At 62.3% G+C, this 17,406-nt stretch carries 11 protein-coding genes and 8 pseudogenes; 8 read left to right on the top strand and 11 right to left on the bottom strand.

Annotated features, from left to right (window positions below; all coding sequences use genetic code 11):
- Positions 1-8 precede the first annotated feature (8 nt).
- The 5 genes from ABZY33_RS32525 to ABZY33_RS32505 are packed head-to-tail and all read left to right on the top strand — an operon-like array spanning position 9 to position 4,815.
- Positions 9-1,022 carry an Ldh family oxidoreductase gene (locus ABZY33_RS32525; protein ID WP_356495303.1) on the top strand — a complete coding sequence of 338 codons (1,014 nt, stop codon included), beginning with the start codon at positions 9-11 and terminating at the stop codon, positions 1,020-1,022.
- A complete protein-coding gene (locus ABZY33_RS32520; protein ID WP_356495302.1) occupies positions 1,019-2,155 on the top strand; it encodes a Gfo/Idh/MocA family oxidoreductase in 1,137 nt (378 codons plus the stop codon). The genes ABZY33_RS32525 and ABZY33_RS32520 overlap by 4 nt, the downstream gene beginning before the upstream one ends.
- Complete coding sequence (locus ABZY33_RS32515) at positions 2,152-3,189, top strand: ATP-binding cassette domain-containing protein (protein ID WP_356495301.1); 1,038 nt, start codon at positions 2,152-2,154, stop codon at positions 3,187-3,189. The genes ABZY33_RS32520 and ABZY33_RS32515 overlap by 4 nt, the downstream gene beginning before the upstream one ends.
- A complete protein-coding gene (locus ABZY33_RS32510; protein WP_356495300.1) occupies positions 3,186-3,992 on the top strand; it encodes an ABC-2 family transporter protein in 807 nt (268 codons plus the stop codon). Before ABZY33_RS32515 ends, ABZY33_RS32510 begins: the two co-directional genes overlap by 4 nt.
- 1 nt (position 3,993) lies before the next feature.
- Positions 3,994-4,815, top strand: a complete 822-nt coding sequence (locus tag ABZY33_RS32505) for an ABC-2 family transporter protein (RefSeq protein ID WP_356495299.1) — start codon at positions 3,994-3,996, stop codon at positions 4,813-4,815.
- Here the strand turns inward: ABZY33_RS32505 and ABZY33_RS32500 are convergent.
- The 8 genes and pseudogenes from ABZY33_RS32500 to ABZY33_RS32465 form a co-directional block, all read right to left on the bottom strand.
- Positions 4,754-5,453: pseudogene (locus ABZY33_RS32500) on the bottom strand (hypothetical protein); the annotation flags it as partial. The gene ABZY33_RS32505 and the pseudogene ABZY33_RS32500 sit on opposite strands and share 62 nt — an antisense overlap.
- Before the next feature lie 12 nt (positions 5,454-5,465).
- Positions 5,466-6,280: pseudogene (locus ABZY33_RS32495) on the bottom strand (IS5 family transposase).
- A 41-nt stretch (positions 6,281-6,321) separates the two neighbouring features.
- Positions 6,322-6,495 (bottom strand): annotated as a pseudogene (locus tag ABZY33_RS32490) (IS5/IS1182 family transposase); the annotation flags it as partial.
- Between the two features lie 132 nt (positions 6,496-6,627).
- Entirely contained in the window at positions 6,628-7,995 is a 1,368-nt protein-coding gene (locus ABZY33_RS32485) for a carbamoyltransferase C-terminal domain-containing protein (RefSeq protein WP_356495311.1), read from the bottom strand.
- 195 nt (positions 7,996-8,190) lie between these two features.
- A pseudogene (locus ABZY33_RS32480) lies at positions 8,191-8,334 on the bottom strand (carbamoyltransferase N-terminal domain-containing protein); the annotation flags it as partial.
- Positions 8,335-8,659: 325 nt separating this feature from the next.
- Positions 8,660-10,519, bottom strand: a complete 1,860-nt coding sequence (locus ABZY33_RS32475) for an alkaline phosphatase family protein (protein WP_356495298.1) — start codon at positions 10,517-10,519, stop codon at positions 8,660-8,662.
- A gap of 122 nt (positions 10,520-10,641) precedes the next feature.
- The gene (gene efeB, locus ABZY33_RS32470) at positions 10,642-11,844 is read right to left on the bottom strand and encodes an iron uptake transporter deferrochelatase/peroxidase subunit (RefSeq protein WP_356495297.1); all 1,203 of its coding nucleotides are present in this window, start codon (positions 11,842-11,844) and stop codon (positions 10,642-10,644) included.
- On the bottom strand, positions 11,841-12,779 hold the full coding sequence (locus ABZY33_RS32465; RefSeq protein ID WP_356495296.1) for an EfeM/EfeO family lipoprotein: 939 nt from the start codon (positions 12,777-12,779) through the stop codon (positions 11,841-11,843). Before ABZY33_RS32465 ends, efeB begins: the two co-directional genes overlap by 4 nt.
- A gap of 665 nt (positions 12,780-13,444) precedes the next feature.
- Between ABZY33_RS32465 and mtnA the strand changes: the two are divergent.
- Positions 13,445-14,353, top strand: a pseudogene (gene mtnA, locus ABZY33_RS32460) (S-methyl-5-thioribose-1-phosphate isomerase); the annotation flags it as partial.
- Positions 14,354-14,374: 21 nt separating this feature from the next.
- Here the strand turns inward: mtnA and ABZY33_RS32455 are convergent.
- Positions 14,375-14,820 (bottom strand): annotated as a pseudogene (locus ABZY33_RS32455) (class II aldolase/adducin family protein); the annotation flags it as partial.
- Between the two features lie 274 nt (positions 14,821-15,094).
- A complete protein-coding gene (locus tag ABZY33_RS32450) occupies positions 15,095-15,547 on the bottom strand; it encodes a nucleotidyltransferase domain-containing protein (protein ID WP_356495295.1) in 453 nt (150 codons plus the stop codon).
- A 517-nt stretch (positions 15,548-16,064) separates the two neighbouring features.
- Here ABZY33_RS32450 and ABZY33_RS32445 point away from each other — a divergent pair.
- Entirely contained in the window at positions 16,065-16,484 is a 420-nt protein-coding gene (locus tag ABZY33_RS32445) for an IS3 family transposase (RefSeq protein WP_356495294.1), read from the top strand.
- On the opposite strand, the pseudogene ABZY33_RS32440 reads toward ABZY33_RS32445, so the two are convergent.
- A pseudogene (locus ABZY33_RS32440) lies at positions 16,448-16,830 on the bottom strand (DDE-type integrase/transposase/recombinase); the annotation flags it as partial. The gene ABZY33_RS32445 and the pseudogene ABZY33_RS32440 overlap by 37 nt on opposite strands.
- Positions 16,831-17,163: 333 nt before the next feature.
- Here ABZY33_RS32440 and ABZY33_RS32435 point away from each other — a divergent pair.
- Positions 17,164-17,406, top strand: a pseudogene (locus ABZY33_RS32435) (integrase core domain-containing protein); the annotation flags it as partial.

The raw sequence follows: 17,406 nt of genomic DNA, 5'->3' as shown, positions 1-17,406 counted from the left end.
GGAACCCTATGAATCAGGTGATGAGCCTTCCTGCCCTCACCAGCCTGTGTGTTGGCGCTCTCGTTCACGGGGGTGTGCCGCGCCCCGTAGCCGAAGCGGTCGCAGAGCAGATCGTGGATGCCGAGGTGCTGCGCCACAGCAGTCACGGACTCATGCTGGTGCCTTCACTCGTGAAGCTGGTTCGAACGGGGACCATAGACCCCTCGGCCACCCCGCGGATGAGTGAGGAGGGCACATCTCTGACCGCTGACCTCCGCGGCGGGTTTGCGCAGTACGCCCTACCAACGGTGATCGATAGAGCGGTCGGCATTGCCCGGCGACACGGTATGTGCCTGGTGCTGCTGAACGATCTGCGCAATTCGGGCAGACTGGGTGCTTATGTCGAGCAGGCTGCTGCTGCCGGTGCGGTCGCCTTAATGGTGACCGGGTCTGCATGGGTTCCGGGCGAGGCGACTGTGGCGCCAGCCGGCTCTGCTCAACGGGTGTTCGGCACAAATCCGATTGCGTTCGCAGCCCCGGCCCAGGATGAGGTGCTTGTCGTCGACCTCGCTACCTCGACTACCACGATGGGACACCTGCGGCTTGGACGCACACTTCAGCACCCCATCGCCGCTAACGGAGTTGTCGATCGTGAAGGACGACTGAGCTCCTCCGCGCAGGACTTCTACGACAACGGCGCTCTCTCACCGCTTGGCGGACACAAGGGCACTTCACTGGCCCTGCTCGTCGCGGCTCTTTCCGCGCTGTCCGGGCACACTACAAGCGACGGGCAACTCGCAGGAGGACTGATGCTTATCTGCTCGCCCCGAGCAGCTATGGGCACAGGACACAACGCCTACGAGACCGCGCTAAGCGCAGCAATGAACCGCTTGCGGGAGCTGGAGCCTACGGATGCCCGACATCCGTTGCGGACTCCAGGACAGAGCTACCCCGCAGCACGCCGGCACGCCGCGCAGTACGGCGTCCCTGTGCCTACTTCTCTGATCGACGCACTGCGAAGCTTGCAAGGAGCAGAACGATGACCGCCACGTCGCCGTCGCCCACGCGTGTAGTGGTCATCGGCTGCGGCTACGCCGCAGACTTCTATCTCCAATGTTGCGCCGTACGGCCCGAATTGCGCGTCATCGGGGCGTTCGATGCGAATTCTGGTCGGCTTAAGCGCTTCACCCGTCACTATAAAATCACCGCATTCGGTAGCTTGGCGCAGGCGCTCGCATCAGATTGCGACATCATCATCAACGCAACATCCATTGAGAGTCACTACCCGGTGACCAAAGCAGCCCTCCATGCAGGTCGTCATGTGTTCAGTGAGAAGCCAGTGGCTATGACCATGCAGGAGGCACAGGAGCTGTGGGCGCTGGCCCGAGAGGCGGGCCTCCGACTAAGCTCCGCGCCCTCCACAGCGCTGGGAGCATGTGCGAATGCGGTCGAGGAAGCCCTCGCCTCAGACCTCATCGGGCGTCCGCTCATGGTGTACGCGTCCCTGGACGACGGGATGGTGTATTCCATGAACCACGCCGACTGGATCAGTCCGTCGGGTAACCCGTGGCCGGCCGACGACGAGTTCGCCGCCGGGGCAGTCCTGGAGCACCTCGGCTATCAACTCACGTGGCTTCTGCGGCTTTTCGGCGGCGTGACAGAACTGGCCGGAGCCACGGATGTCCTGGTGCCCACCGACATGGCCGCGGACGGGCTCGGTCCCAACTCTGCGCACTGGACCCTCACGCACGGCTCAGGGGTCGTCACACGGCTGAGCGCTAGTGGGCTGGCTCCGCGCGACTACTCGCTAACTATCGTCGGCGATGCAGGTGTTCTGACCGTCGAGGATGTCATGCGCCAAGATTCCCTCGTCACTTTTCAAAAGACAACTCCGCCAGGAAAGTGTGACGTCCGGCTAGGTTACCTGGGCCCCCGCGAAGAACTGGTCTATGCAGCCCCGCCTGCACCATACGAGGACACTCACTACATCGATTTCGGAGCTGGCGTCGCCGACCTGGCGCGCAGCCTCCGCACTGGGGCAGCCCTCAGCCTGGACGAGCAGTTCTGCCTACATGCCCTGGAAATCACGCTCGCCATTGTTCGCACCGGACGAAGGGTGTACCAGCCGTCCACCTGGCTTTCCAGTTCCTTTGGTAAGGCATCCGAGGGCTCATGATCCACGTACGTAACGTCACGAAGGACTTCCACACCGTGCAGCGTGTTTCCGGTGTGCGCGGAGCTCTCCGTTCGCTGATCGCGCCACATCGTGTGGTCAAGCAGGCGGTAAGCGACGCCAGCTTCACAGTGCCCGAGGGACAGCTTGTCTCGCTGCTGGGCCCGAACGGGGCGGGTAAATCAACGCTCATCAAGATGCTGACCGGCATTGTCGTACCGACCTCCGGGGAAGTCACTGTGGCCGGTCTCGTTCCGCACAAAAATCGGGAGCGCAACGCCTATCGGATCGGGGCTGTGTTCGGGCAGCGCACACAGCTCTGGTGGGATTTACCGGCTAAGCAGTCATTCGCCGTCCTGCGCGACATCTACGGAATCGACCCCGGGGCATACTCCGCGCGGCTTCGGGAGTTCGATGATCTGCTGAACCTGTCGCAATTCTGGGACACGCGGGTCCGCCACCTCTCACTCGGGCAACGGGTCCGCTGTGATCTGGCCGCTGCGCTTCTGCACGATCCGCCCGTTGTCTTTCTCGACGAGCCGACTATCGGTATGGACGCCGTGGTCAAAGAGCAGGTGCGGGAGTTCGTGCGCGCACAGGTACAAGAGCGCGGCCGCACTGTGCTGCTGACTACTCATGACATGGGCGAAGTTGAACGCCTTTCGTCGCGTGTCCTGGTCATCAACCGCGGGCGGATCGTTCTGGACAGCACCCTGCGAGAGATACGCGCTGACTATGGCGGAAGCTGGCGCATTCGCATCGGACTGAGGCACCCGGGAGAAGAACCGAATCTGCCCGAGGGGCTGCACGTCATCAGCCGAGCAGGCACCGACCTACTCGTCGGGGCGGGGCAGGATGCACTGCTAAGCCCCCAGCAGGCAATCGCAGTGATAGCCAAACAGGTACCAGCCGAGAGCTTCTCTATCGAAGCAGCAGACCTCGAAGAGGTCATGAGAGAGGTGTATACGCGGGCTGGAGCGCGCCCTGGAGCATCACGCCTGCCTGCAAGTGCCCTGCAGGAGGGTCGCGAGGGATGAAGGCCAGATACGTCCCGAGGGTCATCCTTGTGGGGCGCGTGACGGCGCTGACTGAAGTCCTCCTGTCGGGACGCCTGATGGGCACTCTTCTACGGGTAGTCTTCTGGATCGCCGTCTCGGTGACTCTGTGGCACGCGCTCTACGCTCATGCACCTACTGCGGCGGGAATGACAGTCGACCAGACAGTCACCTACGTGGTAGTGGCGGCCATGGTCACACAGCTCCGCGCCGGCGCTCTCACCGCAGACACACTCGCGGACCATATTTCAGCTGGAACCGTGCTCTATTGGTTCCTGCGCCCTATGAAGCCACGCGCATACTACTTCGCCCGCGCCCTCGGGGATACGCTCTACGCGCTGACGTGGGTGACCGTCGGTTACATAGTGTGTCTGTCATTCGGGGTACTGGCCGGCCCGACCACCACAACCGTAGGTTTGATCGCTCTTCTGTCGCTGGTTCTGGGGCAGGTTATAGCGCATGAGCTTCGGCTTCTGGTGGATCTGGTGTGTTTCTGGACCGTGGTAAACCGCCAGGTGATCAAGCTGACTGAGTTTGTGCAGACGTTCCTCTCCGGAGGTTTCGCGCCGCTCTGGTTCTTCCCTGAATGGTTCCAGAAAGCCAGCGCCATCGCCCCGTTTGGCTACGTAGTTAACATTCCCATGTCCATTTACACAGGCCGAACTCACGGTGCCGGTATCGGGCAGTCACTCGTTGCTCAGCTCGTATGGGCGGCGGCCTTGGCCGCACTCAACCGTTGGATCTGGAGCCGGGCGGTATGCCGCGTCGGAGTACAGGGAGGCTGACATGCTTACGGGACAGGGTCGATGGCATGCGACCCGCGTGGCCTGGTCAATTTCGATGACCAACTTCCGGGCGGGATTCGAGTACCGAACGGACTTCCTGCTCAGCATCGCCCTGGGAGTGATGTGGCAGAGCTCAGTCGTGGTGTTCGCAACGGTGCTCCTCACGCGGTTCCCCGGTGTCGGGGGCTGGACGAGCCCGCAGGTATTGCTACTGGCCAGTATGCGCATGTGCAGCCACGGCTTGGTGGCCCTATTGTTGGGGCCGATCGACATGATGGGCAGGATTGTCCGGGAGGGGAGGCTGGACGCTTACCTGCTGCGACCGCTCCCCTTGTTCCGCCAGGTGCAGCTGTCATGGCTCAGTGTGAACGCGCTGGGAGACCTCATAGTTGCGGTCATCATGTTTGGTTGTGCCGTCTCATGGTTCGACCTGACGTGGACCCTGTGGCGCGTGATCATGTTGGTCGCGGGCATCCTGGGCGGCTTCTTCATGGAGGGAGCCGTGCTGGTCGTGATGTCCAGCATCACTATGCACTTCACGGGATGGCAATACTGGTCGACCTGGCTGCAGGGTGTTGTCACAATGGTGTCGGTCTACCCGCTGAGCATCCTCCCGCTCGTGCCCCATCTGCTGCTGACCTACCTCCTGCCTGTGGCTTTCATCGCGTACATTCCAGCGGCCGTTGTCACCGGACATGTGTCTGGAACGCTTGCGCCTCAGTGGGCAGCAGTGGCTTCGCCGCTGATAGGGGCCGCGGCGTTTATGGCAGCACGGCGGTTGTGGAACTGGAGCGCGCAGCGCTACCAGGGGGCAAACGGATAACACTCGGCTGCGATCTGGCCACGTCAGAAGGTGTTGCCGCCTCAACATCGATTTGTACCTCATCCCCGTCAGTCCGTGCCTGCGCTTCGCGGACGCCATGACAGCGGATCTTGGCGTGACTGCTGTTGTGACGGCGCTTCCACCGCTTGAGCCGACTGCCCCGGAACGGAACCCGAATGGTCCCGCCGGCCCCTTGGTACGCCTTGATCAAGGCAAGGACACGAGATTCCGATCAGTCAGCCCAAGGCACAGATCTGTCGGTGACGCCATCAGCCATCTTCACTGTCTGCCCAACACTTGAGTCCCGCGTTGGCAAGGGCTTCGTTGATCCCGTACTGCCGCGCGGCGGTCAGGTCGTGAGTCGAGCCGGGCAGAGCCGGCGAGGCCCAGAGCAGGCGACCAGGCGGATCGGTGAGGACCGGACGTTCATGCCGTGCCGTTTGTGCTTTCCCCGAATAATACGGGGTGTCGGCGGCGATCCGGTCGATCGGCGGCAGGGTGCCGTCGGAAATGACGAACGCCTTCTCCTGCATCGTCCGCATCACCTCGGTCAGGGACGGAGCAAGAGCCGCCAACACTTCGACGGCCTCTCGTATGTACCGGAACACGGTCGCGATCCTGATGCCGAACCCTGCGGCTTAGACCATGCCCTACATGGTCAGCTTGAGGAACCGTTTGTAGCAGCAGAGAGCGGCTGCCAATCCGAGAAAGGCCAGGTAGTTGCCTGGTTTCCGCTCGTAGCGGTGGTTGAGTCGGCGGTAGCCGGTCAGCCAGGACATCGTGCGTTCGATGACCCACCTGCGGCGACCGAGCCGCTCGCTGGAGTCGATGCCCTTGCGGGCGATACGGACCCCGATGTGCTTGCCCCAGAGTCATCGCCGCAGGTGGGGTACAACGTACGCCTTGTCGGCGTGGAGACGGCGGGGCTTCGATTCCGTTGCGTGGGATTCGTGTCCCATGTGGAAATGGGACAGCATCGGTTTCAGGGCCTGGCTGTCGTGGGTGTTGGCCGCGGAGAGCCCGACGCGTAGGGGCAGTCCGTCCGCGTCGGACAGGACGTGCATCTTGGAACCTGGCCTGCCCCGGTCCACGGGGCTCGGACCTGCAAGTTCGCTCCTTTTTTAGCACGGACGTGGGCGGAGTCCAGGACCGCCCGGGACAGGTCGATCAAGTTCTCTTCGTCCAGGAGTTGGAGACTCTTCTGATGCAGCCGGCCCCACACCCCGGCTCTCGACCAGATGACGAAGCGACGGTGCACGGTCGACTTCGACGCACCGAAGCACGGGGGTAAAGCTCGCCAGGCGTACCCGCTGACCAGCACGTAGATGATCGCTGCGAAAACCGCCTCATCATCGATGTTCGCGACCCCACCGCCCTGCGGGCGCACCCAGGCCGGCGGGAGCAACGGCTTCGCTATCTCCCACAGTCCGTCCGGAACGATCCATCCCCACCGTCCACTCCCCATGACCAGTACAACTACCAACTGACCATGTAGGACACGGTCTTTAGCTGAGCGTAGGTGTCTCCGCATCGCAGATGGGCCAGGGCCAGCAGGGCTAGGCGAGTTGTCGGCAGGCGCCGCCACCGTGTCCCGATCTCCCACTGCCGAGCGGCGAGTTGCCTGCTCAGGTACCGCAGGGTGCGGCTGGACAGCTCAATCGCCGACGTGTAGACAAGCACTCGAAGCTCCTAGCGGACATGGGTGATCTTGGTCGAGAACCCGTCTACCAGGAGCTTCGTCGCTTCGCAGTGACGTCCAACTTGCAGTCAGCGTTACGAGGTTGAAAAACGCTCACTGCAGCGCAACGACGCTCAGCGGCTTCGTACGATGTATCCCTCAAGGACAAGAGCGTCGAGACCTGTCTCCAGAAGAAGCCGCACGGCTTCGTCGGGGGTCTCCACGATCGGCATGCCACGCCGGTTCAAGGAAGTGTTGATGACCATGGGGAGGCCGGTCAGGCTTTTCATCTCGGCGAGAAGCTTGGCGTAACGAGGGTTTATGTCTTCGGTGACTGTTTGCAACCGAGCGGATCCATCCTGGTGTACAACGGCAGGAATGGCGCTCTGCAGGGCCTCGGGCACCTGTGCCACCTGAATCATATACGGACTCACAGTGACACCCTCGAAGTATTCGGCTGCGTAGGTTGCTAGGACTGACGGGGCGAACGGACGGAAATCCTCGCGGAACTTCACGTTGGCGTTGATGTGATCCCGCATGTCCCCGCGGCGCGGGTCGGCAATGATGCTGCGGTGGCCCAGCGCCCGGGGGCCGAATTCAGATTTACCCTGAAACCAACCGAGCACCTGACCCTCCGAAATACTCTGCGCTGCAAGTTGAGCCCGGCCCTCAATGTCGTGGGGGCCAGTCCAGATAATTTCATCTGAGAACTTGGAAAGCGTTTTCTCAATTACCGCGTCGCCATACTCGGAGGCAAACCAAGTCGTGCCGTCGTGCGGCACCCTGTCGTTTCCAAGCGTCTTTAGCCAGCCGTAATACGCACACCCGATAGCAATACCGTTATCTCCGGCAGCCGGTTGAATATAGAGATCCTCGTATCCGGTTCCTGAAATTATCTTCCCATTGCAGACCGCGTTGAGCGCGACACCGCCAGCATAACCTAGCTTACCTATCCCAGTGCCCCTGCGGTAACTCTCCAGGATGTAAAGTATGGCACGCTCACACTCTGTCTGTACGTGGAGGGCCAAGTTGGCGTACGTCTCGAAATTCTGCTTCAAGTTGGTGCCCGTTCCCCTCATCTCAGCAGGGAACCGGTCTATCCAGTCATATCGGTTGAAAACACGGCCGTCGCGCAGATCAAAGAGCGGGAAGTCGTGGCTATCCGAATTTCCGTACGGGGCGAGGCCCATCAGTTTCCCGTCCGAAAAATTTTTCCCGAATACATAACGCGAAACTGCGCCGTACATAGCGCCAATCCCATGCCCGAGCGAACGAGGCAGGATCGGATGCTCAACGTCGATCAAAGTTCGGCGAAGTGGCGAAAAGTCCTTGAATACAGGCAAAAGCTCACCATTGGAATAGGAATAGACGCTTTCCTTTTCCCAAAGGCCAGCCTTTTCCTCTTCGGAGAGGCCCCTGAACTCACAGGGGAGAACTTCGTCCGGCGTGTCGATGCAGTTGTTGAGGCTGCTTCCTCGTCCATCGATGACCGCTACGGTCATCTGCTCGAGAGGGCTAGTTCCCACCACGCTATACGCGTGAGCGAGATGGTGAGAGATATTTACCCGGGGGACAAAGTCGGGAATTATGCGGCCACCACGGCGGGCCTGATCCTGGTCATCATAGGCATTAACCGTGTTGTTCTCAACGAGGAGATCAATATCTCGCCATCCGACGCCCGCAATGTCGAGACAAGCCTGCAATGTCAGGTCATCATTAAACCCATCATGCTTCTTGCGCGTAATCCTCTCTTTCTCGATAGCGGCGACTATGCGGCCATCCTTAATGAGACAAGAGGACCCGTCATGAGAGAGACCTGTTCCGAGGACGTATACGGCCATCATCTTCCTCCGCAGCGCGCGCCTGATCGGGATCTTTCTTAGCACAATGCGCTAATCGGCAGCCGTTGCCTGCCTTAATAAAGTTCGCCTTCGAGTGTGGAACAACTCAAGGCTTTCAAGAGAAGTGTGATGCTACTCACAAGCACTATGGGTGAATGCTACCGACATTCATCTGTTAAGCCAACGTGAGACTAAAATGTCCTGACATGCGGGAAGTAAACGTCAAAGAGATGCGAGATTTCACTGGCGCATTTTGGGGAACCGTTATTTTCGTGGTCAGGCCCGCCGCCTCGGTCCGAAGCGGCGGTGACACACCCTGGGGGAGCTACAGGGCTGGATGGCCCGCGGCGCGCCGTGTTCGAATCCTGTGGAGCGCCACTGCTCCGACAACTAGGCCGCCGATGCTTGCCGCAACTGTCAGGACGGAGATTTCCTGAGAGTCATGGCTCGACGGCACCGTAGCCTGCAGGCGGTCATAGAGAGTGCTGTCGACTGAGGCTGAACTGACGGTCGGAATGCGGCGAGGCGTTGGCGTGAGGGAGCGAACTGAACCATTCGCGTTCAAGAGCAACTGCTCCTGGTGGGGGTTCCCGAAGTCGAAGAGACTGTTCAACGAGCCTGCTTGGACATCGAATGATGCGTCTCCGAGCCGTCCCAGATGCCAGTTGTCCTCGATGAACTTGAGTACGGATGACTGCTGTGTGGGGGTGTGATCGACCTTGTTAACCTTGCTGTACGGGCTGATAACCAGCAGGGGCTGGCGTGCTCCGGGTGAGCAGCGGTCCTTGTACCCACCGGCTGCCGCCGGTCCGGCCTGACAAGCGGGTCCGTCGGTCTGCCGGCCGGTGGAGTCGACAGCGCTGTCTTCCGAGCCGTTTTTCACCGGTGCCATCACGTGGTCGTACCAGCCGTCGGAGTCGTCGTAGGCGACGACGATGGCGGTGTCCTTCCACTGCGGAGATCGCTGGATCTTGTTGATGGTGGAAGTCAAGAAGTGTTGCTCGTCAAGCGGCGACGACGTACCAGCGTGGCCGTCCTGGTACCCAGGCGCTTTCAGATAGCTGACAGACGGGAGTCGAGCTGTCTTGAGTGCGGAGTCAAAGTCCTCGATGTCGTACTGGTGATTGGCCTGCCCATCGTGGCCGATCTCGCGAGTGTTCTTAGGAGGCAAGTGGTGTGGGTTCGCGGTTGACTTGTAGTACTGGAAGGGCTCGTGGTGAGGTATGTAATCGACGACCTGTGCCCCGCCGGCGTTCGCATGCGTTTGGGACTGGCACTCGGCGTAGTGTCCCTGCTTGCCGTCCCATGGGGTTGCCGGACGAAAGCCGCCCTGGAACCAGCCCCAGCTGACGCCCTTCGCGTTCAGCAGGTCACCGATGTTGCGACCTTTCATAATAGCGGTGGGATCGTCAGAGGTGTGGTCGTTGTCTGAGCAGTCGTCAAAGGCCGGATGGGGGTCACTGATGAGTGTGCCTACGCCTTGGTGATCCGGGGTCTGCACGAAGTTTTGTGGCTTAGTTGTCTGTTGCGGATCCTCTGTGCCTGAGCCTGCCTCGGCGGACACGACACCATGGGTGTTGCCAGAGACCACATCGATTGCACCCGGGGTCGACGGCCCGTAGACATCGCCGAAGGATCTGTCGCTCATCGCGTAATGCTGTGCGTAGTTCCACAGGGCGGTCACCGTATTGCCGTCGTAGTAGTCCATCACCAGACCTGGTTCACCGAATAGTCCGCCGGAGCACTTGCTGGACTCGGTGTTCTCCACGAACTTGTCTGCCGAACCGCCGTTGTAGGCGTGTTGCTCGTTGCCGTAGTCGTGCTTCTGATCGCAAGTCATTCCCTGGGCGGGTCCCAGCCGTTTAGGAGCGTACTGGTTCGGATTGTCATCGATCAGCCCTGCATGGGCCAGAGTGTCGATGTCCTTTGGTGTGTCTTTGGAGGGTGTGAACCTGGTGCCGTTCTCATTGGTTGCGTTCGGGTAGGTGGCGAAGTAGTGATCGAATGAAATGTTCTCATCGAAGATGACTACCAGATGCTTGACCGGAGAGGCCGATTCGGCATCACCGCTGTGGGGCGCAGCAGCCCAGCTTGGCTGGCCTGTGCCGAGCACGATGAGCGCCGCGGCCGTCGCGATCGCGCCTGCCCGAGCCCACCGTTCCCGTCGTATTTGCCTAACTGTCATCGCCTACATCCCCTTAAGTCGCATGGATGTTCGTGGTTCGGCATGCACACGATGCCAGCGGACACCTGGACGCGTCAGGGGAGTAGAACGCAAGTTGCATTGGTCTTCACATTTATCACATATCATCTACACAGTTCCCTCCCCAGCCAGTCCTGTTCGTCGGCCACACCGGGCAGTGCAAAGAAGTAGCCCCCGCCGATCGGAGAGATGTAGTCAGTTAGAGGCTCTCCCGAAAGTCTCCGCTGTACGGCCTCGAATTGCCGCCGCAGATCTCCCTGGTAGCTGCAGAAGAGCAGGCCCATATCGAGGTTCCCGTTAGAATCGACTCCCCGGTCATAATTGTAGGAACGGCGCAACATCTGACTTCCATCGCTGTGGGACGTACGAGGATTGGCCATTCGGATGTGGCTATTCAAAGGGATGACATCTCCCTTTGGGTCAGCGGGGTAGTCAGGTATGTCGTTCTCGTGGTTACCGTCTAGCGGAGCTCCGCTGGCGCGCTGGCGGCCGAACATCCGCTCCTGCTCAGTGAGCGAGACACGGTCCCAAAATTCCACCAACATCCTTATTACGCGTACGACTTGGTAGCTTCCGTCCTTCGCCCAAGAGGGTTCGCCGGAAGCTGCCCAGACAGTACGGTCCATAGCGTGAGGGTCATGCACATCAGGGTTGACCGTGCCGTCCTTGAAGCCCATGTGATTGCGTGGCGCCCCGCTAGGGCGCGGCGGAGCAAGGAAACCGTCCAGACGCCAGCGCGCCTGCATGGCGCCTCGCGTGTGACGTGTGATGTCGCGCAGCGCGCGGAGCACCACGTCGGGAGCGGAGCCACAGAACTGCAGACTCAGATCTCCGTGACACCAGTCGTCCTGCAGATCATCATCGGGAAATGAGCGCATGCGTGTGAGACGCAGTGGCTTGCGGGCGGCTAGGCCGAAACGGCTGTCGAACAGTGAAGCTCCGACAGCTGCAGTGACCGTGAGGCCCCCGGCCGGTGGCTCGCCCCCCAGAGTGCCAGAGTCAGTCGGCGGGGCAGTGATGCCGGCTGTAGGGAATGACCCACCAGCAGTAAGCCTCCTGGCCCGGTCGGTGATGGTGCGAAAGAGGTTGGCGAGTTCTCGACGGTTCTCAGCCGTAACGTCGAAGGTGACGTATGCGGTCGAGGGTTGAGGTGGGGTCAGGATGCCTGCCTGATGACGGCCGTGAAAGGGGACTGGCGATACCTGCGGGGCTTCAGAGCAGACGTCGGTCGCGAGCGCATTCGACGCGACCAGACCACCGCCAGCTGCCACGCGTAGGAAGCCGCGGCGCGAGGCGCTGAGGGTCATGAATTCCTCCGAATGTCGCACAGAGCCGCTACTTTGGCCAGCTCTTCCACTGCCGTACCCATGGCGGCATTGATGTGCTCGCGGTGGCTCCGATCCAGCTCCGCCACGGGGACCCAGCGGTTGTCACGGCGCACGTTCAAGGTTCGCTCCAGCCTGTTCAGCGAGCGCTCCAAATACGGCAGGTCGAAGTCCCGCTGCGCCAGTACAGGACGCAGCCGCGTGAGTACTGCGCGAGTCCCCTCCAGGTTCGCGCGGGCAGTGGCCAATCCCGTCCCACTTCCGTAGTCGTTTCGGCCCGTCAACTCGGTCTGGAGCGTGTTCTCCAAAACCTCATGTGCCCGCAGGCCGAGATCGAGAGGATCCATCCGCTCGTGCGTCCACCGCTTGCGTAATTGGCGTACGTCCCTGAGAAGCCGGACAGCGATGGGGCGAAGCCGCGCCACAGAGTCGTCGTGCCACAGGCCCTGCTCGAGTCGGTGGAAACCGGTGAAGCCGTCGTCGTGTACTCCGTCAGGCAGTCCGGCGTCCGACCCGTTGATTGCTTGGTCGGCTTCTCCGAAGGTGCCGTAGGCGGCACCCATCCGCTCATACACCTGGTGTGACGCACGCCAGAGTGAACGGGCCTTACCCAACTCGCCTGCATCCACGGCCTGACGGAGACTGCTCGTGCAACGGACGAGTGCGTCCATCTGCCCCGTCACCCACCGCTGGTACGCGATGGTGGGAGGAATGAGGTCGTGCTGGGTGACGGGCAGCGCTGCCGGACCACTGACGTTTCGAGAGCCCCTGATCCGTACAGTCGGTCCAACTACGGCGTCGGCATCGTCGGGCACGCACTTGAAGGCATAGCCACCATTGCCAAGCTGGACCTGGAGCTCACGTGTTGTGCCCGGTGCCAGTCCCTCGACTTCGGCGTATACCGCGCCGTCCTTCACATTCGTTAGGAAAACTTCGACGGGACGCCAGCCCGAGTTGTGGACGTCGAGCCTCTGCTTCCCTGACCGCGGAGACGTCCATCCTGTGCCGCACAGCGCAGCAGAGGCTTCCACAGTCGTGCGCCGCGAGTCAGTAGTGATAACTGAACGGTCCTGGCTTTGGAACGCGACCACAACTACAGCGACTCCTACCAACAGGCCACGAGAAGCCAGCCCCCAGCGGCAGCAGCGCCGCGCCGGCACCGTCGGTTCTCGTTGTCCACGGTCGCTAGTCTTCCCTGCAGACGCACGCTGTGTCACCGACGGCCTCCAAGGACCCATCGCCTTCTCCTACGGCAGCAATGACTGATAGCGACTTCTCCGGAGCGATCAAGGAAATGTGAGAGATTGATGAAGTTCGGACACTTTGAATGGGCTGACCTTCCGGTGTAATTTCAACTTGTTTGAAAAAGTGTATATCCTGGAACTTTAGATTGCCACGCCGTTGGACGCTAGGGGTTATCGGGCGCCAATCCCGTTCCCCATTGCCTGGACTCGGGCATAGTATTCGCTTTTGTCTGGACTATCCTAAGTTTGCGGTAGTTGATGCCGTTCCGCCCACACCATAAAGCACTCGAGGATAGAAAAGTGCGGAGAGTGTGCTAAGCGCGCTGATGACCTAGCGCGCGATCCAGCGTCTCGTCGTCCGCGGGGCCCCCGCCATCGGCGCCGCCGGCTCCTATGGCGTCGGCCCGCGCTGATGCAGAGCGAGCGAGAGAACTGGGAGGTTGCACGACTGCATGCTGAGATCGCGCGGGTTCGTGCGGCGCGTCCGACCGCGGTAAATCTGACTGTGTGCGTGGACCGTGTCGCCGAGCGGCTTGCAAGGGCCTCAACGCAGTCCTGGCCGAAGCGGTCGCCGTGCAGCGCGAGGACGTCGAGGCCAACCGCGCCATGAGTGCCCACGGCGCGGACTGGCTGCTCGCGCGTGTCGGCGAGGACCATCCGCTGCGCATCCTGATGCACTGCAATACCGGCGCCTCGCTACCGGAGGCTGGGGCACGGCCCTCGGCCTCATCCGTGAACTCAACGCCCGCGGCCGCCTGGAGGTCGTCTACGCCGACGAGAGCCGACCGCTGCTCCAGGGCTAACGCCTCACCGCCTGGGAACTCGTCCAGGAGGGCATACCCCACTATGTGCAAGCCGATGGCGCCGCGGCGGGTACCGTCCTGCGCGGGGAGGTCGACGCGGCGATCGTCGGCGCCGACAGGATCGCGGCCAACGGCGACACCGCGAACAAGGTAGGGACCCTGGGCGTCGCCCTGGCTTGCGCCGACGCCGGCATCCCGTTCCTCGTCGCCGCACCGACGACCACGGTCGACCTGAAGACTGCATACGGCGACGCGATTCACATCGAACTGCGCGATGAGGATGAGGTGTTGGAGTGGGACGGCGCCCGCACCGCGCCCGCCGCATCCCGTGGCCACAACCCAGCGTTCGACGTGCCACCGGGCCGTCTGGTGACGAGCCTCGTCACTGAGCGCGGGTTCCTTGAGGTGTCGGCGGGCGAGCTGCCCGGGGAGCGCCTCGGTTGATGCCGCTGAAGTGGCCTTGGACTACTCCTCGGTCAGGGCGAGTTCGAGCAGCCACTCCACGACCTCCGTGTGGTGCCGCGCCTGCCGCGGCGTGGCACCCCACACATACAGGCCGTGCCGGCGACGAGGACCGTCGGCATCCGCGGATCACGGGCCGCCTCCAGCCGGTCGCCCAGCTCCTTCATGTCCTGACTGTTGCCGATGACAGGCAGCGTCACCGCGGTGCCGTGCGCGGGTTGGCCGACACCCTTCAGCATCTCCAGGTCCTTGAACACGATGTAGCCCGGTTCGCGTCGGCCCATCGCCACCGAGGCCACCGTGTGCACGTGGATCACTGCGCCCGCACCGGTCAGGGCGGCCACGCGCGCGTGCAGATCGGCCTCCGCTGAGGGCTTCCCGCCGTCCACCCCGGCGCCGTTCTGATCGACCAGCACCACGTCCGCAGCTGTCAGTTCACCCTTGTCGTGGCGTTGAACGTGCCCGCCTCCGAGTGATTGCCGACGCCTTGCTCGTAGTACGGCTCTCCGGGCCGCCGGATGCCGACGGTGCGCCAGCTGGTGGCGCGGGCCGCGTCCAGCTCGCCGGGCCGGTCGGAGAGGAAGAGAATACGCTCGGCGGAGACGGGGAGAGCGGCGGTGATCCTCCCGTAGGAGGCGGCCTCCTGCTGGTTGGAACTGCTCGTTGTGGGTGATGGCGACAGTTCGGCTTAGTGCCCGTGCGGTGGTGAAGGCGATGCTGTATTCAGCAGGCAGCCACAAGGCTTTTGAGGAGTCCTGTGGGGTCGTGGAGGATGCAGGCGCCGTCGGTGATGACTTGACGCGTTCCCGGATCAACAGGAGCGGTGGCCGCCCAGGTTGGAGAACCGATCCCGACCTCTACCTCAAGACCGGATTGGGTGACATGGCGGCGTTCGGTGATGGCCCCGAACGACTGAGCACGCACGAGGTCGCCGAGGCCGAGTTCTGCGGCCCAGGCGTCGTCGTTCAGGTACCGGGTTTCTTCGGTGGTCAAAAGGATGACATCGACATCGGAGTCGGGGCGTGCGGCGTTGCGTGCGTACGACCCCACAAGCAGCAGACCGGCGATGTCGACGCGGTGTGACGCCCACTCGCTGAAACGAGCGAGGAAACCTTCAACCTCCCGGACCCGCTCCGGAGCGGCCACCACATCCTTGGAGTCGCCTTGCTGCGACATTCGACAGACCCTCCCTGGTCGAAGACTGAGGAACGACCCTATCCAGGCCTTCTCGAAATCCACCACCGTGGGGACTGCCACGTTCTTACTGGCGCTTAGCTTGATCTTTATCTTCGGGCGTCACACAGTGCGACCAGCGTCTCGAAGCGTCTGACGGTTTTGCCGATGTCGTTGCGGGGCAGGCGTCGCTGGTAAGGCTGATCCTTTGGAGTGGGACACCCTGACGCGGTCGGGCTCCATCGCGCTGCGGACGTGCACGGCGGTGGACGGGCTCTCGGGATCACCGCGGAGTCGCTGGGGACCTGAGTCCGCAAGGATGATCCCCAGGCGTGCCCGGCCGCGGAAGCGAGGCGGAAGAGATGCCCGGTTGCGGGCGGAGAACGCCGGGCTACTCAAGGTCGAGCAAGAGTGGCAGCTGGAGCGCGAGATCCTGCGCCGAGCGGCCGTCTACTTCGTCGGGAGGTGAAGTGAGCCCCGGCTGCTGGTCTTCATCTCCGACAACCGCGCCGACCTCGGCGTGCAGCGGATCTGCCGGGTGCCCGGGGCATCCCGAACCGGCTACTACCGGCACCTGTCCATCGAACAGGCCCGTACCGAGCGCCGGGCCGAGGAGAAGCGGACCGTGGGCGAGATCCGCGCCGAACACCGTGGCACCTACGGCGCCCCGGGCGTCCATGCCGCGTTGCGGGCAGGGGGACGCAGGATCAATCACAAGCGCCTCACCCGGCTGATGTGGATCAATCACATCCTTGGCCGGCACCTGCAGAAGAGGAAGTGGACGACGATCGCGGACGAGACCGCGCCGCACCTGGTGATGCCCGGCTTCACCGCGAACACGCTGAACACCAGTTGGTACGGCGACATCACATACATGGGCCTATCCCCGCCGGAGTGGACACGCTGCCCGTTCGCGGAGTGGAGCCGTCGCGTGTTGTAACGGGTCAAACACCGCAAGACGTTGTAGCGGCAGGTGATGGCGTCGTCGTAGCGGTGGGCGCCCTGGAGCGTCTCGCGTTTCAGGTTTGCGTGGAAGCTCTCGCAGGGGCGTTGTCGGCGCTGGTGCCGACCGCTCCCATGGAGCGGATGGCGCCCAACTCCCGGCATAGATCGGCGAACTCCCTCGATCCGTACTGGGCCCCGTGATCGGAGTGGGAGATCGATCCGGTCAGGGTGCCGCGGGTGGCGGCGGCCATACGCATCGCGTCGGCGACCAGTTCGGTGCGCATGTGCTCGGCGATGGACCAGCCGACGACTCGGCGGCTGAAGCAGTCCAGGACCGTCGCGCTGTCTGACCAGCACCTCTGGGCGCCGGGCAGGCCGGGTGGGACGGAGCAAAATTTACCTTCGAAGGCGACCAGGCTCTGTGGACTAACCGTCCGTGCGACCTCGAGTTCCGCCGGGAACGGTCCGACTGGGAGATCGAGCAGTGGCTCGCAGGAGGCCAGCTCGGCGACGGTGACTTTGATGCCGTCGACGACGCGGCGGCATTCGTCCATACGGACGGCGAGTTTGTCGATCGGTTGGTCCGCGTCCACCAGCAACGGGCCAAGCTCGTACTCGATGCCCTGGATATGGCGTTGTGGCGTCGGGACTGTGCCGGAACTCCCGCTGGGCCAGGGCTGGTGCATCACTCGGATGCGGGCAGCCAGTACACGTCTTTCGCGTTCACTGCCCACCTTCTTCAGGCCGGCATCGACGCTTCGATCGGCGCCGTCGGAGACGCCCTGGACAACGCCCTCATGGAGTCCCAGATCGGCCTCTACAAAACGGAGCTGATCAAACCGCGCAAGCCCTGGCACGGCCTTGCCGACGTCGAACTCGCCACCGCGGAATGGGTGGACTGGTTCAACAACCAGCGC

The sequence above is a fragment of the Streptomyces sp. NPDC006552 genome (assembly GCF_040611655.1).
Classification (GTDB): Bacteria; Actinomycetota; Actinomycetes; order Streptomycetales; family Streptomycetaceae; genus Streptomyces.
This window is presented reverse-complemented; position numbering and strand designations above follow the sequence as displayed.